We start from the raw sequence: 16779 nt of genomic DNA, 5'->3' as shown, positions 1-16779 counted from the left end.
TCCCCGGAAGAGAGGAACCCGTGTCCCACCCCCTGGCCGCGCACGGACGCCGGCCGCTCCCGCTGATCGCGCTCGCCGCCGCTCTGGCGCTGCTCGCGCTCCTGCTCGTCCCGCTCCGCGCGGAGGCGGCCAACCCGGTGATCCTCAACTCGAGCAACTGGCTCGAGACGCAGGCCGCCGGCGGCGAGGACGTCAACAACGCCAACGACCTGACGATCACGCTCGCCGTCCGCCACGACCGCGGCCAGAAGCTGACCGGCCTGCGCATCGACGACGACTGGAACGGCAGCGACAACACCGGCAGCGCCTCGCTGCGCAGCGTCACCGCGCAGCAGCAGTCGCTCGCCGGCGGCTCCGACGTCTCGCGGATCACGTACACGTTCGCCGCGAACACGGGGAACATGGGCTTCGACTGCAACATCATCGGCGGCACCACGACGCGCGTGACCAAGACGCTGCGCGTCATGCCGGTGGTCGATGGCGGCGGCACGATGCCGGTCGTCAGCCGCTCGGTCGACTTCGTCAAGCCCAGCGGCTGCAACGGCTCCGAGGACTACGCCTACGTCTACGAGCGCTCCCAGAGCGCGACGACGATCACGCCGGGCGACAGCGTCACCTTCACCTACAAGGGCGACGACCCGGACAGCACGGGCGACGCGGACTTCAACGGCGTCCGCTGGCGCGCGCGCCGGCTCAGCGACGGGGCGACGACCGGCTGGACCAACCACTGCCAGGGCCAGGCCGACAACACGGCACGCTCCTTCTCGGTCACCTTCCCCAGCCGCGGCCGGTGGGTCGTCGAGGGCGAGGCAATGATCGAGAACTGCGAGAACGCCAACAGCGGCAAGCTCTTCCGGCTCGGCGCCGTCGACGTCAACACCGAGGCGTCCGCCAGCCCCACGCTCTCGCTCTCCCCGGCGACCAAGCGCCTGCACTACGGCTCGACGGAGACGACCGTCACGGCAACGACCGCGGACGGCGCCGACAGCGCCGAGGGCGGCAACGTCGCCTCGATCGAGTGGGACCTCGACGGCAACACCGGCAACGGGGTCGACGGCTACGAGCTCGGCCTGCTCGGCACTGCCGTCAACACCGGCGCCGGCAGCGGCGGCAACGCGATCACCGACGCGCAGCGGACGCGCACGATCGACGTCGAGGGCAAGGCGCCCGGCACGTACACGGTCCGCGCGCGCGTGTCCGACAGCGGCGCGCTGACGTCCGGCGACAACAGCCGGCGGACGAGGACCGTCTCCGCGACGTACAAGGTCGACGCGGGCCCGGTGGCGGCGACACCCGCGCTCGTGGCGACCGACTCGGCCACGCCGGTCGACGTCGCGCTGAGCGGCACCGACGCCGACGGCGACGCGCTGACGTGGTCGGCCGGGGCGGTCTCGCCCGCCGAGGCCGGCACGGTCACCGTCAGCGGCGCGAAGGCGACGTTCACGCCGGCTGACGGCTTCGTCGGCACCGCGACCTTCCCGGTCACGGCCGACGACGGCTACGGCGGCTCGGCCGCGCCGTCGGCGACGAAGACGGCGACGGTGCAGGTCAACCCGACCGGCCCGAAGACGGCGATCACCGCGACGCCGCTGCCGATCGACCCCAGCGCGGCGGCCGAGTTCAGGTTCGAGTCGCCCAACGCGGTCTCGTTCGAGTGCCGGCTCGACGGCGGCGCCTGGGCGCCCTGCGTCTCGCCGGCGACGTTCGGCCCCCTGCCCAACGGCAGCCACACGTTCGAGGTGCGCGGCACCGACGCCGAGAGCACCGTCGAGTACTTCCCGGCCAAGCACACGTGGACGGTCCTCGACCTGACGGCGCCGACGGCGACCATCACCGAGGAGCCGGAGACGCCGGGCACGGACACGACGCCGACGTTCGCGTTCACCGCGGACGAGGACGGCGCGACGTTCGCCTGCGCGATCGACGCGGGGACCCCGGTGCCGTGTGACGGCACGTTCACCGCCGACGCGCTGGCCGACGGGGAGCACACGTTCACCGTCGTCGCGACCGACGTCGGCGGCAACGCGAGCCTGCCGGTCAGCCGCACGTTCGTCGTCGACACCACCGGCCCGGTCGTGACGATCGACGCCGGCCCCGATGCGCTGACCAACGACCCCACGCCTGAGATCGCGTTCTCCTCCGAGGACGGCGCGCGGTTCGCCTGCCGCGTCGACGCGGGCGAGTGGGGCAAGTGCACGTCGCCGGTCACGCTCGACGCGCTGGCCGACGGCGAGCACACGTTCGCCGTGCGCGCGGTCGACGCCCTGCGCAACGAGGGCGCCGCGGCGACCCGCACGTTCACGGTCGACACGGCCGCCCCGGCGGCGCCGGCGGTGACGGTGCCGTCGATGCCGACGGCGGACAGCACGCCGGAGCTGGCGTTCACGCACGCCGACGACGCCGGTGACGGCGCGACGTTCGCGGTCAAGGTCGACGACGGCGCGTGGGAGGCGGCGACGTCCCCGCTGACGCTGCCGGAGCTGAGCGACGGCGACCACGCGGTGGCGATCCGCTCGGTCGACGCAGCCGGCAACGCGGGCGCCGCGACGACGGTGACGGTGACCGTCGACACGACTGCGCCGGTCACGGAGATCACGGACGGTCCCGCAGGCCCGACGAACGACGCGACGCCCGAGTTCACGTTCACCTCCGACGACGAGGCGGCGACGTACGAGGCCAGCGTCGACGGCGGCGCGTGGGCGCCGGCCGAGTCCCCGCTGACGCTCGCCGAGCTGGACGAGGGCGAGCACACGCTGGCCGTCCGCGCGACCGACGCGCTCGGCAACGTCGAGGAGCCGGCGGTCACGCGCACGTTCACGGTGGACGTGAGCGCCCCGGCCGCGCCGGCGGTGACGCTGCCGTCGATGCCGACGGCGGACAGCACGCCGGAGATCTCGTTCACGCACGCGGACGACGCCGGTGACGGCGCGACGTTCGCGGTGCAGGTCGACGGCGGTGCGTGGGAGGCGGCGACGTCCCCCCTGACGCTGCCGGAGCTGACCGACGGCGACCACGCGGTGGCCGTCCGCTCGGTCGACGCCGCGGGCAACGAGGGCGCTGCGGCCTCGGGCACGGTCACCGTCGACACCACCGGCCCGGTGGTCGAGATCACCGGCGGCCCGGACGGCCCGACGGCCGACGCGACGCCGGACTTCGCGTTCTCCTCCGAGGACGGCGCACGGTTCGCCTGCCGGATCGACGAGGGTGAGTGGGGCAAGTGCACGTCGCCCTTCACCCCCGCCGCGCTGGCCGACGGCGAGCACACCTTCGCGGTGCGCGCGGTCGACGGCCTGCGCAACGAGGGCGCCGCGGTGACCCGCACGTTCACGGTCGACACGACCGGTCCGGTGGTCGAGATCACCGACACGCCGGGGCCGCTGACCAACGACGCCACGCCGCAGTTCGGGTTCTCGTCCGAGGACGGCGCGCGGTTCGCGTGCCGGATCGACGCGGGCGAGTGGGGCAAGTGCACGTCGCCGTTCACGGCGGACGCGCTGGCCGACGGTGAGCACACGTTCGCCGTGAAGGCCGCCGATACGCTGCGCAACGAGGGCGCGGAGGTCACGCACACCTTCGTGCTCGACACGGCCGCGCCGTCGGCCCCGGCGGTCACCGGGCCGAACGGCCCGACGGCCGACGCCACGCCGGAGCTGACGTTCGACCACGCGGCGGACGCCGGCGACGGCGCGACCTTCCAGGTCAAGGTCGACGACGGCGCGTGGGAGGCGGCGACGTCGCCGCTGACGCTCCCCGCGCTCCGGGACGGCGAGCACACGGTCGAGGTGCGCTCGATCGACGCGGCGGGGAACGAGGGCGCCGCGGCGGACGCGACGTTCACCGTCGACACGACGGGTGCGGTCGTGGAGATCACGGCCGCCCCCGAGGCGCTGACCCGGAACGACGAGCCCAGGTTCGCGTTCTCCTCCGAGCCGGGCGCGACGTTCGAGGTGCAGCTCGACGGCGGCGACTGGGCCGACGCGCCCGCGTCGCTGACGCTCGACCCGCTCGACGACGGCGAGCACACGCTCTCCGTCCGGGCGACCGACGCGCTGGGCAACACCGGCGCCGCCGTGGCGCACACGTTCACGGTCGACACCACCGCCCCGGCCGCCCCGGCGCTGGACGGCCCGGCCGGGAGCACCGCCGACACGACGCCGACGTACACGTTCGCCCACGCGGCGGGCGCGGGCGACGGCGCAACGTTCCAGTGCCGGGTCGACGGCGCCGAGTACGCGCCGTGCACGTCGCCGACCACGGTCGAGGCGCTGAGCGACGGCCGGCACACGTTCCGCGTGCGCTCGGTCGACGCCGCGGGCAACGCCGGCGCGGCCGCCGAGAAGGCGGTCGAGGTGGACACCACCGCGCCGGGCACCGTCATCGACGGCGGCCCGACGGGGACGATCGCCGAGGCCACCGCGCGGTTCACGTTCGCCTCGGCCGACCCGGACGTGGCGGGCTTCGAGTGCCGCCTCGACGGGGGCGCGTGGGCGGCGTGCACCTCGCCGTACACGACCGGCACGCTCGCCAACGGGGACCACGTGCTCGAGGTGCGGGCGGTCGACGCGCTCGGCAACGTGGAGAGCCCGGCCGTCCGGCGGGCGTTCACGGTCGCGGTCCCGGCCCCGCCCGCGCCGCCCGCCCCGCAGGGTCCGGCGGTCACGGGGCAGGAGAGCTCGCAGCAGCCGCTCCAGCCGCGCAACGACGCGTCGGCGCTCCTCCTGACGAAGGTCCGGCTGAGCCGCAAGACGCTGACGGCCGCCAAGCCGCAGGCGCTGCTGCAGTTCACGCTCGCCGAGCAGGCGCGGGTCGTCGTCCGCGTCGAGCGGCGCGTCGTCCGCCGGGGCAAGGCCCGCTACCAGGTCGTGCGCCGGATCGTCCGGACCGACGTGGCCCCGGGCTCCCGCACGCTGACGATCGCCCGCACCGCGAACCGCAAGACGCTCGCCGCCGGCACGTACCGCGTGTCGATCGTGGCGACGGCGATCGACAAGCGCACCCAGACCGTCAGGACGGCCCTGACGGTCGGGCGCCGCTAGCCCGCCCCGCAACGACGAAGGGCCCCGCCGCGGCGGGGCCCTTCGTCGTTCAAGCTCGGTGCGCGCGACGGCTCGCGCGCGGGTGGATCAGGCCTTGGACTTGAAGTAGTCCGCGTTGATCTGCACGAACTTCGACCACTCGTCCGGGACCTGGTCCTCGGCGAAGCACGCGTCGACCGGGCAGGCCTCCACGCACGCGTCGCAGTCGATGCACTCCTCAGGATCGATGTAGAGCTGCTCGACCGCGTCGTAGTCGGGCTCGTCGGGAGTCGGGTGGATGCAGTCGACCGGGCACACCTCGACGCACGAGTTGTCCTTGGTGCCGACGCACGGCTCGGCGATCACATAGGCCATAGACGACGAGAATCTACAGTAAGTCCCATGGCGATCACGTCGAAGGACCTCGCCGCGCGGGGGCAGGCGCAGGCGAAGGACAAGGGCATCGATCCCGCCCGCATCCCGCCCGGCCAGTACCTGACGGAACGGTTTCCGGTGTTGACCTACGGACCGAACCCGAAGTACGACCTGAACGACTGGTCGCTGAAGATCTGGGGCGAGGTCGAGGAGCCCTACAGCCTCACGTGGGAGGAGCTCATGGCGCTCCCCCAGCACGAGATCACCGCCGACATCCACTGCGTCACGCGGTGGTCGAAGCTCGACACGACGTGGGTCGGCGTGAAGGTGAGCGACCTCCTCGCGCGCGCGAAGGTGAAGCCGAGCGGCACGCACGTCATGGCGCACTCCGACGGCGGCTACACGACGAACATCGCGCTCGACGCGCTGCTCGACGACGACGTGCTCGTCGCGCACACGTACGAGGGCCAGCCGCTGGAGCACGACCACGGCGCGCCGCTGCGCCTGCTCGTCCCCAAGCGGTACTTCTGGAAGTCCGCGAAGTTCCTGCGTCAGCTCGAGATCATGCCCGAGGACCGGCAGGGCTTCTGGGAGCTGAACGGCTACCACAACGACGCGGACCCGTTCACCGAGCAGCGCCACTGGTTCTAGTACGGTCGCGCCCGTGCTCCTGCTGACGGGCGCCACGGGCCAGATCGGGACGGCGCTGCTGCGGCGGCTGACGGCGCGCGGGGAGCCGGTGCGCGTGCTCGTCCGCGACCCGCGGCGGCTGGGAGCCGAGCGCGTCCGCGTGCAGATCGCGCTCGGCGACCTGACCGACCCGCCGTCGTTCCGCAACGCGCTGCGCGGCGTCAGGACCGTCGTGCACCTCGCGGCGTCGGCGCGCGACCAGCCGCGCGGGTCGATCGAGGAGCTGAACGGCATCGCGACGTGGCGGCTCGTGCAGGCGGCCGAGCGGGCGGGCGTCGAGCACTTCGTCTTCTTCAGCGCGCTGTCCGCGTCGGTCCACGACCGCACGCGGTTCCTGCGCTCGAAGGCGCTGGCGGAGGAGGCCGTGCGCGACTCGGGTCTGCGCCACACGGTCCTCGCGCCGTCGCTCGTCTTCTCGCCCGGCGACCCGTTCCTGTCGCTGCTCGAACGGCTCGCCTGGCTCCCCGCCGTGCCGATCCCGGGCCGGGGCCGCGCGCTCTACCAGCCGATCTGGGCCGACGACGTCGCCGACGCGACCGTGAGCGCCCTCGCGCGGGACGGCGGCGACGCGCGGTACGAGCTGGCGGGCCCCGACACGCTCGACACGCTGGCGATCGCCGCGCTGGCGTTGCGCGCGGCCGGGCGCCCGCGGCGGCTCCTCCCGCTCCCCGAGCCGCTGGCCAAGATCGGCCTGCGCTCCGGCGAGGCGCTCCTGCAGTCCAAGGCGCCGGCGACGTGGGACGAGGCCGAGCTGCTCCAGGTCTCGATGACCTCCCGCCACGGCACCGCGGACGCCGAGGCGCTCGGCGTCACGCCGCGCGCGATGGCCGCCGTGCTCGGGGCACGCTAGCCGCTCGCACTGGGGATTCCGCCGATGCCGGGCGGGCGCGGGCGCCCCAGGATGGCGGCCATGAAGCTTCGCCGTCCCAGCCCCGCCCTCGTCCTCGCGCTCGTCGCCGTCGTCCTCGCCTGCGCGGGGAGCGCCACCGCCGCGAGCCTCATCACCGGCGCGCAGATCCGCGACGGATCGGTGACGGGGAAGGACATCCGCGACGGCTCGATCGCGGCGCGCGACGTGGCCGCGAGCCTCCGCGTCGCGCCCACCGGGACGCCAGGGCCGCAGGGCCCCGCCGGTCCCGCGGGACCGCGCGGCGAGACGGGCGCGCCGGGGCCGGCCGGCGCGAGCGGGCCGCAGGGCGCGACCGGGCCGGCCGGGCCTGCCGGCCCCGCCGGTGCCGACGGCGCCCCGGGCCTGTCGGGCTACGAGGTCGTGCGGGGCACGCCGCAGACCAGCACGGGCCCCGACCACGAGATCATCGGCGCGATCGCCAGGTGCCCGGCCGGGAAGAAGCCGATCGGGGGCGGAGGCGGCCAGGTCGCGGCCGAGGGCACCGTCGGGCAGACGCTCGGCGCCCTGCTGCGCAGCAACCCGTACGACGACCGCTGGCAGATCGTCTACGACAGGGGGACGATCACGTCGGTGACGATCCAGGCGTACGTGATCTGCGCGACCGTCGCGCCCTAGGCGGTCTCCTCCTCCAGCGCGAGCGCGGGCCGGCGCTCCGCCCACGGGCGCGCCTCCTCCAGCTGCGTCGCCAGCCCGAGGAGCAGCCCCTCGCTGTTCGGGCGCCCGACGAGTTGGACGCCGATCGGGGTGCCGAGCTCGTCGTCGTGCGCGACCGGCACCGAGATCGCCGGCTGGCCGGACATGTTGAAGCCCGGCGTGTACGGGGTGAACTCGCCCGCTCGGCGGAACGTGGCGGCGGGGTCGGGGCCGTCGGGGTCGAGCGTCCCGATCGTCAGCGGCGCCTCGGCGAGCGTCGGGGTGATGATCGCGTCGAACGGATCCGACCACTGGACGATCGCGCGCGCGGCGGCCTGCGTCTGGATGAGCGCGCCGTACGCGGTGATCGAGTCGATGCCCTTGCAGGTCTCCCACAGCCAGAGCGTGAGCGCCTCGACGTCGTCGATCGTCGGCTCGCGCCCGCCCGCCATCAGCGACGCGAGCGACGCCTGTGCGCAGACCATCGGGCCGAACACCGCGGTGAAGACGCGCGCCAGCTCGGTGTCGCGCATCGGCGGCTCGATCTCCTCGACGGTGTGGCCGAGCGACTCGAGCAGCTCCGCCGTCGCCCGCGCCGCCGCGGCGTTGGCCGGCGTCGGCTCGACACCCGGCAGCGGCGGGGTGAGGCAGAGCGCGAGGCGGCGGCGCTCGGGCGGGCCGGCGGCCGCGTCGGCGTAGCGCTCGGCGGGCGGCGGCGCCCACGACGCGTCGCCGAGCACCGGGCCGCTCAGGAGGTCGAGCGCCAGCGCCGTCTCGCGCACCGTGCGCGTCACGACGCCGTCGATGGCGAGGAACTGCTCGCCCACGGTCGGCGCCTGCGACACGCGCCCGCGCTGCGCCTTCAGCCCGACCAGGCCGCAGCACGCGGCGGGGATGCGGATCGAGCCGCCGCCGTCGTTGGCGTGCGCGAGCGCGACCATGCCGGGCCGCGACCGCCGCCGCGCTCCCGCCCGACGAGCCGCCGGGCGTGCGGCCGGTGTCCCACGGGTTGCGCGTCGGCCCGAACCGCCGCGTCTCGGTCACCGGCTGGATGCCGTACTCGGGCAGCGTGGTGGTGCCGACGACGATCGCGCCGCCCACGTCGCGCAGCCGCCGCACGAGCTCGGCGTCCATCGGCGCGGTGAAGTCGCCGAAGAAGTTCGAGCCGAACGTGAGCCGCTTGCCCGCGACCGGCACGTTGTTCTTGATCGCGATCGGGACGCCCGCGAGCGGTCGCGGGTCGCCCGGCGTCACCGCGCCCGCCGCGGCGAGCGCCTCTTCCGCGAAGACGTCCACGAAGCAGTTGAGCTGGGGGTTGAGCCGCTCGATCCGGTCGAGCGACTCCTGGACGAGCTCGCGCGCGGTGACCTCGCCGGCGCGCACCAGGGCCGCCAGCTCGTCCGCGGGGCGGAAGAGGAGGGACATGCGCGGATCATGCCGTCTCTGGCGCCACCGCGGTAGCCCGTGGGAGCAGCGCCGCGACCGACGCGGCCGCGACGAGCAGCAGTCCCGCCGCCGCGAGCGCGGCCCCCGCGAGGCCGTCGGCCAGCGTGCCCGCCGCCCCGTCCGCGGTCGCGGCGGCCGCCGCGGCGATCGAGCCGAGCACCGCGACGCCGAGCGCGCCGCCGAGCTCCGTGCCGGTCTCGGAGATCGCGGCCGCGGATCCCGCGCGCTCCGGCGGCGCGGACGCGACGACGAGGTCGGTGGCGAGCGCGAGCACCGGCGCGCCGCCCACCGCCATGACCACGGTCGCGAGCAGCGTGAGGGCGATCCCTCCCTCGGCCTCGACCTGCGTGAGCAGCGCCGTGCCGGCGGCCATCACGACCAGGCCCCCGGCGACCGTCGTACGCGCTCCGAGCCGGGCGGCGAGCGCCGGCGCGGTCATCGACCCGACGAGGATCGTGCCCGCGTACGGCAGCAGCGCGACCCCGGCCTCCAGCGCGCTCAGCTCCAGCGTGACCTGGAGGTGCTGGGTGATGAGCAGGAACATCCCGATCGCGGCGGCCATGCTGAGCGTGTTGGCGGTGAGCGCGCCGGTGAACGCGGGGCTGCGGAACAGCGCGACGTCGAGCAGCGGGTCGGGCAGGCGCCGCTGCCGGCGCAGGAACACGGTCCCCGCGACAAGCGCCGCCGCGAGGGCCGCGACGGCGGCGGGCTCGGCCACCCCATCGGCCGCCAGCCGCTTGATGCCGAACGCCAGCGTCAGCGTCGCCGTCAGCGCGAGCGCGACGCTCGGCGCGTCGATGCGCCCTGGCGAGGGGTCGCGCAGCTCGGGCAGCACACGCGGCCCGAGCACGAGCAGCGCCGCCATCGCCGGGACCGCGAGGAGGAAGACCGCGCCCCACCAGGCCACCTCGAGCAGCGCGCCGCCGACGATCGGCCCGACGACCATGCCAAGCGACAGGCTGGCGACCCACACGCCGATCGCGAACGTCCGCTCGGCGGGCTCGGTGAAGATGCCGCGGATCAGCGCGAGCGTCGACGGCATCAGCGTCGCGCCGGCGACCCCGAGCAGCGCGCGGGCGGCGATCAGCGCGCCGGCGCTGGGGGCGAACGCGGCCACCACCGAGGCGACCGCGAACGCGGCGCCCCCGGCGAGCAGCACGCGGCGGCGCCCGAGCCGGTCGCCGAGCATCCCCATCGGGACCAGGAACGCGGCGATCAGCAGGCCGTACGCGTCGACGATCCACAGCAGCTCGGTCGGGGTGGGATCGAGGTCCGCGTCGAGCGCCGGCACCGCGAGGTGCAGCAGCGTGACGTCCATCGAGACGAGCAGCGTCGGGAGCGCCAGGACGGCGAGCGCCGCCCAGCCGCGGCGGGTGGTGATCGGTGGGCTCATGCGGCGCAGCGTGCGCCAGGGCCGCGCGGCCGGCCATCCCGCGCCCGCGGGGTCCTGAGCACCCCCGCAGCTGGGGGATGGGCGGCCCCGCGCACCGGCGGTACCGTGGCCGCATGAGACGTTCGCTCGGACTCCGCGCCGTCGCCGCCCGCGAGACGATCGCGGAGCTGAGCGAGCAGCGGATGGAGCCGCGCGAACTGGTCCACGAGGTCTCCGCCCGTGTGCGCCGGGTCGTCCCGTACGACTGGGGGAGCTGGGGCACGACCGACCCCGAGACGCTGCTGGAGACGGAGCTGGTCGTCGGCGACCTGGACCTGGACTGCGAGCTGGCCTGGCTCCACGCGCAGCTCGAGGCCGAGGGCGGCGACGTCAACCTCTTCGACGACCTGGACCGCGCCGGCACGGTCGCCGCGTCGCTCCACGCCGCGACCGGCGGCGACGTCGCGTCCAGCGCCCGCCACCGGCGCCTGCTCGCCCCGCGCGGGCTGCGTGACGAGCTGCGCCTGCTCGCCCGCAGCCGCGACGCGACGTGGGCCGTGGCCTCGCTGGCGCGCGGCGACGACGCGCCGCCCTTCTCGCCCGAGGAGCTGGGGTTCGTGCGCGCCGTCGCCGCCCACCTCGGCGCGGGGCTGCGCCGCAACCTGGCCCGCACGGCGCTCGCCACGTCCGCCACCGGCGCCGGAGGCGTCCTCGTGGTCGACGCCGAGGGCGACCTGACCGCGTCGACGGCCGCCGGGCGCCGCTGGCTCGCCCAGCTCCCCAACCCGTACGTGGAGCCGTACCTGCCGCCGGCCGTCGAGGTCGTGACGCTGCAGGCGCGCGCCATCGCAGCGGGCGCGCGGCCGCTGCGGCCGGCCCGGATGCGCGTGCGGCTCGGCGAGGGCTGGCTGCACGTGCGGGCGGAGACGCTCGAGCCCGTCGACGGGTCGGCCGCGACGACGGTCGTCACGCTCGAGCCCGCCGGGCGCGAGGAGCTGCTGCCGGTGCTGGTCGCGCTGTACGGCCTGACCGAGCGCGAGCGCGCGGTGGCCGCCCTTCTCGTCGGTGGGCTCGACACGGCAGCGGTGGCGGAGCGGCTCGGGATCTCGCGCCACACCCTCCGCGACCACGTGAAGGCGATCTTCGCCAAGACCGGCGTCCGCTCGCGGGCCGAGCTCACCGCGCTGCTCGGGACGAGCGGCGCAGCCGCGTAACCACATCACACCGCCGTAACCGGTTGCGGGCTATGATGGAGTTGTGCTCCGGAACGCGCCCCGCGACCTGCCCGCCGACCTCGCCCTCCCGCTGGCGAGCGGCGCGCCGTGGTGGTACTGGCTCGGGGCGCGGCCCGCGGTCGACCTCGTCAACACGCGGCGGGAGCGCTGGCAACGCTCCGTCGAGACGCTCGTCACGCCCGACGACCTCGCGCTGTGGCTCGTCCACGCCGGCGTCGCCGAGGCGGTCGTGCCGGTCCGGCCCGAGGTGGTCGAGGAGGCGCGGGCGCTGCGCGAGGCGATCGACGCCTGCCTGGTCGCGGTCGTCGAGGGTGCGCCGGTGCCGGTCGAGGCGCTCACGCACATCGACGACTGGCTCGTCCACGCGGGCGGCCGCCCGCAGCTGGGGCTCGAGGCCGACGGCGTCCCGGTGCTGGGCGAGCGCGCGCCGGCCGACTCGCCGCGCCGCATGCTCGGGACGATCGCGCTCGACGCCGCGACGATGCTCGGCACGCCCGCGCAGCGCGCCCGGCTGCGCATCTGCGCGTCGGAGACCTGCAGCGCGCGCTTCTACGACCGCTCCCCCGCCGGCCGGCGCCGCTGGTGCTCGATGCAGACGTGCGGCAACGCCGCCAAGGCGCGCCGCCACCGCGCCCGCGCGAAGGCGAGCGCGTGACGCGCGGCGCCGGAGCTCCCTCCGCCGCGGCGCGCTACCGCTGGGTGGTGCTGGTGGTGGGGTGCGTCGGCACGCTCGTCACCGGCGCGCTGCGCCAGGGCCTCCCCGCGCTCGGGCCCGAGCTGCGCGACGCGTTCGACCTGACGCTGGGCCAGGTCGGGTTCCTGTTCGCGATCCAGACGCTCGGCTTCACGCTCGGCGTCCTGCCGTGGGGCGCGCTGGCCGATCGCACCGGCGAGCGCCCGGTCCTGGGCCTCGGCCTGCTCGCCACCGCGGCAGGCCTGCTGCTCTCCGCGCTGGCCGGCTCGCTGCCGCTGCTCTACGCCGCGTTCTTCCTCACCGGCTTCTTCGGCGCGTCGGCCACCGGCGCGTCCGGGCGGGCGATCATGGGGTGGTTCACGCGGGGCGAACGGGGCCTGGTGCTCGGCATCCGGCAGACCGCGATCCCCGTCGGCGGCGCGATCACCGCGCTCGCGCTGCCCGCGATCGCGCTCGCGACCGACCTCACCACCGCGTTCGCGGCGCTGGCCGCGTTCGCGCTCGTCGCCGCGGTCACCAACGCCCTGCTCATGCGCGAGCCGCCGCCCGCGCAGACGCCGCCCGGCTTCGACGCGCGCCCGCCGATGCGCGACGGCCGCATCTGGCGGCTCGGCGTCGGCTCCGGCCTGCTGGTCATGGCGCAGGCCGCGATCATCTCGTTCACCGTCCTCTTCCTCGTCGACGAGCACGGGCTGAGCACCGGTCAGGCGGCGCTCGTGCTCGCCGCGATCCAGCTCGTCGCGGCGGTCGCGCGCATCAGCGTCGGCGTGTGGTCGGACCGCACGGACAAGCGCATCGCGCCGCTGCGGCAGATCGGCGTCGCGGGCGGCGTCCTCGTCGGCCTCACCGCGCTCCTCTCCGGCGCGCCCAACGCGATCCTCCTCCCGCTGCTGGTCGCCGGCGGCGCGATGATCTCGAGCTGGAACGGCCTGTCGTTCACGGCCGCGGCGGAGATCGCGGGCCGCGCGCGGGCGGGCACGGCGATGAGCCTGCAGAACATGCTCGTCTCGATCCTCGGCGCGATCGCCAGCCCGCTCTTCGGCCTGCTCGTCGAGGCCAGCTCGTACCAGCTGGCGTTCCTCGCGGTCGCCCTCGCGCCCATCGCCGGGTGGTGGGTCCTGCAGCCGCTGGAGGGCGACGAGGCGCAGCGCGCGCAGGCGCGTCGCGTCCGGCTACGGCAACATCAGGGCGCGCCGGAGCTCTCCGGCGTCCCCGGACAGTGAGGTCACACCAATGAGCGCAACCGCCGACACCAGCGGCGTCCAGTCCGGTCTCGAGGGCGTCGTCGCCTTCGCGACGCAGATCGCCGAGCCCGACAGGGAGGGCGGCTCCCTCCGTTATCGCGGCGTCGACATCGAGGACCTCGTCGGCAAGGTCCCGTACGAGCAGGTCTGGGGCCTGCTCGTCGACGGCAAGCTCAAGCCCGGCCTTCCGCCCGCCGAGCCGCACCCGCTGACCGTCCGCTCCAGCGACCCGCGCGTGGACGTCCAGTCGGCGCTCGCGATGCTCGCTCCTGAGTGGGGCTTCGGCCAGCTCATCGACATCTCCGACGAGCAGGCGCGCGAGCAGCTGGCGCGCGCGTCGGTCATGGCGCTGAGCTTCGTCGCCCAGTCGGCGCGCGGCGCCGGGCAGCCGCCGGTACCCCAGTCCGAGGTCGACAAGGGGACGTCGATCCCCGAGCGCTTCGTGATCCGCTGGCGCGGCGAGGCCGATCCGGACCACGTCAAGGCGATCGACGCGTACTGGATCTCCGCCGCCGAGCACGGCATGAACGCGTCGACGTTCACCGCACGCGTGGTGGCCTCGACCGGCGCGGACGTCGCCGCGGCGCTCTCGTCGGCGGTCGGCGCGCTCTCCGGCCCGCTCCACGGCGGCGCGCCGTCGCGCGTGCTGAAGATGATCGACGACGTCGAGCGGCAGGGCGACGCCGAGAAGTACGTGAAGGACCTGCTCGACCGCGGCGAGCGCCTGATGGGCTTCGGCCACCGCGTCTACCGCGCCGAGGACCCGCGCGCCCGCGTGCTGCGCCGCACGGCGCGGGAGATCGGCTCGGCGCGGTTCGAGGTCGCCGAGGCGCTGGAGCGGGCGGCGCTCGCCGAGCTCAAGGCCCGCAAGCCCGACCGCGTCCTCGCCACGAACGTCGAGTTCTGGTCGGCCGTCGTGCTCGACACGGCCCAGGTGCCGGCCGAGCTGTTCACGTCGATGTTCACCTGCGCGCGCGTGGCGGGCTGGTCCGCCCACATCCTCGAGCAGAAGCGCGAGGGCCGGCTGATCCGGCCCTCGGCGAAGTACGTCGGCGAGGGGCCGCGCCCGGTCCCGGAGGCCTAGGCGCAGACCTTCAGGGTCGCGGTGACCGACTTCTTCGGCCCGCGGCCCTGCTTGACCTTGATGAAGGCGCGCGCCTTCAGCGTGTAGGTCCGGCCCTTCTTCGGGTTCGGGATCACGAGCGTCTGCCTGAAGGGCGCGGACGTGTCCTTCTTCAGCGTCTTGCCGCCGATCGAGAAGTCCGTGCGGCGGACCTTCACGAAGAGGTTGCCCTTCTTGCGCTGCTTGGCGAAGGAGAGCGTGGCGGTGAACGGCTTGCCCGCCGGGATGCACGCGGACGGGACGCCGAGCGTGATCGTCGCGCCCGGCACGGTCGCCGTCGTGAGCTTGACCTTCGGCGTCTTGGGCGCCGGCTTCTTGCCGCCGCCCGTCCCCGGGTTCGGCACGGTCGTCACCGTCGTCGAGGAGCCGCCGGGGCCCGGCGCGGGCGGGGCGGGCGGCTCCGGGAGCGGGGCGGTCGACGCGAGCCGGATCTCGCGCGTGTCGCCGTCGATGCTCTTGCCCTCGTAGATCGCGAAGCCCTCGCCGTCGTCGGCGATCGCGACGTCCATGTCGGCCATCACGACCGCCTCGCGGGCGATCGTGGCGGTGGTCCACGTGGTCCCGTGGTCGTCCGAGCGCGCCAGGCGGAGGCGGTGCGTGGGCGAGTCGTTCTTGCGCCAGATCGCCGCGACCTTCCCGGCCGGCGCGACGTCGATGTCGTTGACGTAGCCCTGCTCGCTCGCGATCGTCGCCGGCCCGCCGATGTCCTCGGCGTCGGGCGCCCAGCGGCGGACCTCGATGCGGGGCTGGCTGGGCGTGCCGGCCGAGGTCATGAGGTAGGCGCCGGTCGGTCCGCCGGCGAGGCGGCTCGTGTCGCCCTCGCCGACCAGCTCCGGCCCCTGCCACGACGGCGTCGTGCTCGGGTCGTCCATCGGCGACGCCGCCCAGAGGTACGTGCTCTGGAGGTTGTTCGCGGCGGCGACGTAGGTGCTGCCGGTGTACGCGACCTCCAGGTCGTAGACGAGGCTGCTGACGCCGCCGGTGGGGAGCTTGGCGACCGTGTTCACCGGCGCGTCGGTGCCGTTGGAGCGCGGCGCCCAGACCGACAGGTCGGGGTTGGTGCCGGGCATCAGCAGCTCCTCGCCGTAGCGGGCCAGCACCGGCGCGCGATGGTTCGTCCCCGGGCCGGCGTCGTAGATCTTGCTGCCGGGCGTCCAGCCCGTCAGGCCGTCGGCGGAGGTGTACGCGTACGTCTTGCCGCCGATGACGGTGACGATCTTGTCGATGCCGCCGGCGCCGCCCTCGAGGAGGAACGGCACGCCGACCGTGGTCGGGCCGCCGGTCGGCGGGGCGAGCGTCGCGGTGTGGCTGCAGGTCGTCGCGCCGCGCGGGACGGCGCAGAAGCGGATGCGGTTGGCGTCGCTGTCGAGCCAGACGGCGCGGGCGGTGCCGGTCGCCGGGTCGACGAGGACGTGGGGCTTGACGCCCTGGCCGATCGTGAAGGGCTCGGCGGCGGAGGCCGCGGCGGCCGGGAGCGTGGCGAGGGCGAGGGTGGTCGTGAGGAGGAAGGGCAGGCGGCGGAGCATGGGCGCGACCGTATGGCCGGCCCGGGGCGCAGCGCAGTGTCAGCCCGGTCTCAATCCGGTGCCGCGAGGGCGCGGGCGAGCAGGTCGCGCAGCGCCCGCGCGTCGTCCTCGTCCATCTGCGCGAGCGCTTCGGGCGGCTGCCGGAGGCGCTCGGCGAGCCGTTCGCGCAGCTCCTGTCCGGCGGGCGTCACCGCGAGCATCTTCACGCGCCGGTCGCGCTCGCCGGGGCGGCGCTCCACCAGCCCGCGCGCCTCGAGCCGGTCGACGATGCCGGTGACGTTCGAGTTGTCGCAGCGCAGCGCCTGGGCGAGCTCGCTCATCGCGCACGGGTGGTCGGGCTCCAGTACGTGCAGCGCGTGGACCTGCGCGGGCGCGAGGTCGAACTCGGACGCGATCGCGTGCACGCGTGCCTTCTGCCCGAGCATCAGCCGCTGCAGGAGCGTCCAGGCCTCCGCCGCCGGGCTGTCGTGCTTGGTCGCCTGAGCCATGACCGCCCACGATGGTAGTTGCTCAGCG

The 16779-nt window shown here is 75.0% G+C and carries 13 protein-coding genes and 1 pseudogene; 8 read left to right on the top strand and 6 right to left on the bottom strand.

Features of this window, described 5'->3' with window-relative positions; genetic code table 11:
• The first annotated feature begins 20 nt into the window (after window positions 1-20).
• Window positions 21-5036, top strand: coding sequence for an Ig-like domain-containing protein (locus tag AC1UE5_RS15255; RefSeq protein ID WP_482924949.1), 5016 nt, complete (start codon window positions 21-23; stop codon window positions 5034-5036).
• Window positions 5037-5123: 87 nt separating this feature from the next.
• Here the strand turns inward: AC1UE5_RS15255 and AC1UE5_RS15250 are convergent, their stop codons facing one another.
• The gene (locus tag AC1UE5_RS15250; RefSeq protein ID WP_482924947.1) at window positions 5124-5390 is read right to left on the bottom strand and encodes a 4Fe-4S dicluster domain-containing protein; all 267 of its coding nucleotides are present in this window, start codon (window positions 5388-5390) and stop codon (window positions 5124-5126) included.
• Between the two features lie 27 nt (window positions 5391-5417).
• On the opposite strand from AC1UE5_RS15250, the gene AC1UE5_RS15245 reads away from it, so the two are divergent.
• From AC1UE5_RS15245 to AC1UE5_RS15235, 3 genes are read left to right on the top strand one after another with little or no spacing between them, the layout of a single operon-like run.
• Window positions 5418-6041, top strand: coding sequence for a sulfite oxidase-like oxidoreductase (locus AC1UE5_RS15245; protein ID WP_482924945.1), 624 nt, complete (start codon window positions 5418-5420; stop codon window positions 6039-6041).
• Between the two features lie 13 nt (window positions 6042-6054).
• Window positions 6055-6930 (top strand): NAD(P)H-binding protein, encoded by an 876-nt coding sequence (locus AC1UE5_RS15240; RefSeq protein ID WP_482924943.1) that lies wholly within the window; start codon window positions 6055-6057, stop codon window positions 6928-6930.
• A 60-nt stretch (window positions 6931-6990) separates the two neighbouring features.
• Window positions 6991-7605: a collagen-like domain-containing protein gene (locus AC1UE5_RS15235; protein WP_482924941.1), complete on the top strand. Its 615-nt coding sequence runs from the start codon at window positions 6991-6993 to the stop codon at window positions 7603-7605.
• Here AC1UE5_RS15235 and AC1UE5_RS15230 read toward each other — a convergent pair.
• From AC1UE5_RS15230 to AC1UE5_RS15220, 3 genes and pseudogenes are all read right to left on the bottom strand, one after another.
• Window positions 7602-8564 carry an amidase gene (locus AC1UE5_RS15230; protein WP_482924939.1) on the bottom strand — a complete coding sequence of 321 codons (963 nt, stop codon included), beginning with the start codon at window positions 8562-8564 and terminating at the stop codon, window positions 7602-7604. The genes AC1UE5_RS15235 and AC1UE5_RS15230 overlap by 4 nt on opposite strands.
• Before the next feature lie 64 nt (window positions 8565-8628).
• Window positions 8629-9048: pseudogene (locus tag AC1UE5_RS15225) on the bottom strand (amidase family protein); the annotation flags it as partial.
• Window positions 9049-9055: 7 nt separating this feature from the next.
• Window positions 9056-10462: an MFS transporter gene (locus AC1UE5_RS15220; RefSeq protein WP_482924937.1), complete on the bottom strand. Its 1407-nt coding sequence runs from the start codon at window positions 10460-10462 to the stop codon at window positions 9056-9058.
• A gap of 113 nt (window positions 10463-10575) precedes the next feature.
• Here AC1UE5_RS15220 and AC1UE5_RS15215 point away from each other — a divergent pair, with 113 nt between their 5' ends.
• Genes AC1UE5_RS15215 through AC1UE5_RS15200 form a run of 4 tightly spaced genes read left to right on the top strand, consistent with a single transcriptional unit; the run spans window position 10576 to window position 14698 of the window.
• The gene (locus AC1UE5_RS15215; RefSeq protein ID WP_482924935.1) at window positions 10576-11655 is read left to right on the top strand and encodes a helix-turn-helix transcriptional regulator; all 1080 of its coding nucleotides are present in this window, start codon (window positions 10576-10578) and stop codon (window positions 11653-11655) included.
• 43 nt (window positions 11656-11698) lie between these two features.
• On the top strand, window positions 11699-12331 hold the full coding sequence (locus AC1UE5_RS15210; protein WP_482924933.1) for a CGNR zinc finger domain-containing protein: 633 nt from the start codon (window positions 11699-11701) through the stop codon (window positions 12329-12331).
• Entirely contained in the window at window positions 12328-13593 is a 1266-nt protein-coding gene (locus AC1UE5_RS15205; protein WP_482924931.1) for an MFS transporter, read from the top strand. Before AC1UE5_RS15210 ends, AC1UE5_RS15205 begins: the two co-directional genes overlap by 4 nt.
• Window positions 13594-13603: 10 nt before the next feature.
• The gene (locus AC1UE5_RS15200) at window positions 13604-14698 is read left to right on the top strand and encodes a citrate synthase 2 (protein ID WP_482924929.1); all 1095 of its coding nucleotides are present in this window, start codon (window positions 13604-13606) and stop codon (window positions 14696-14698) included.
• On the opposite strand, the gene AC1UE5_RS15195 is transcribed toward AC1UE5_RS15200, so the two are convergent.
• Together AC1UE5_RS15195 and AC1UE5_RS15190 are read right to left on the bottom strand one after the other, a co-directional pair.
• Window positions 14695-16263: a hypothetical protein gene (locus tag AC1UE5_RS15195; protein WP_482924927.1), complete on the bottom strand. Its 1569-nt coding sequence runs from the start codon at window positions 16261-16263 to the stop codon at window positions 14695-14697. The genes AC1UE5_RS15200 and AC1UE5_RS15195 overlap by 4 nt on opposite strands.
• 50 nt (window positions 16264-16313) lie before the next feature.
• Complete coding sequence (locus AC1UE5_RS15190) at window positions 16314-16751, bottom strand: MarR family winged helix-turn-helix transcriptional regulator (RefSeq protein ID WP_482924925.1); 438 nt, start codon at window positions 16749-16751, stop codon at window positions 16314-16316.
• Window positions 16752-16779 lie beyond the last annotated feature (28 nt).

The sequence above is a fragment of the Parviterribacter multiflagellatus genome (assembly GCF_056863265.1).
This window is presented reverse-complemented; position numbering and strand designations above follow the sequence as displayed.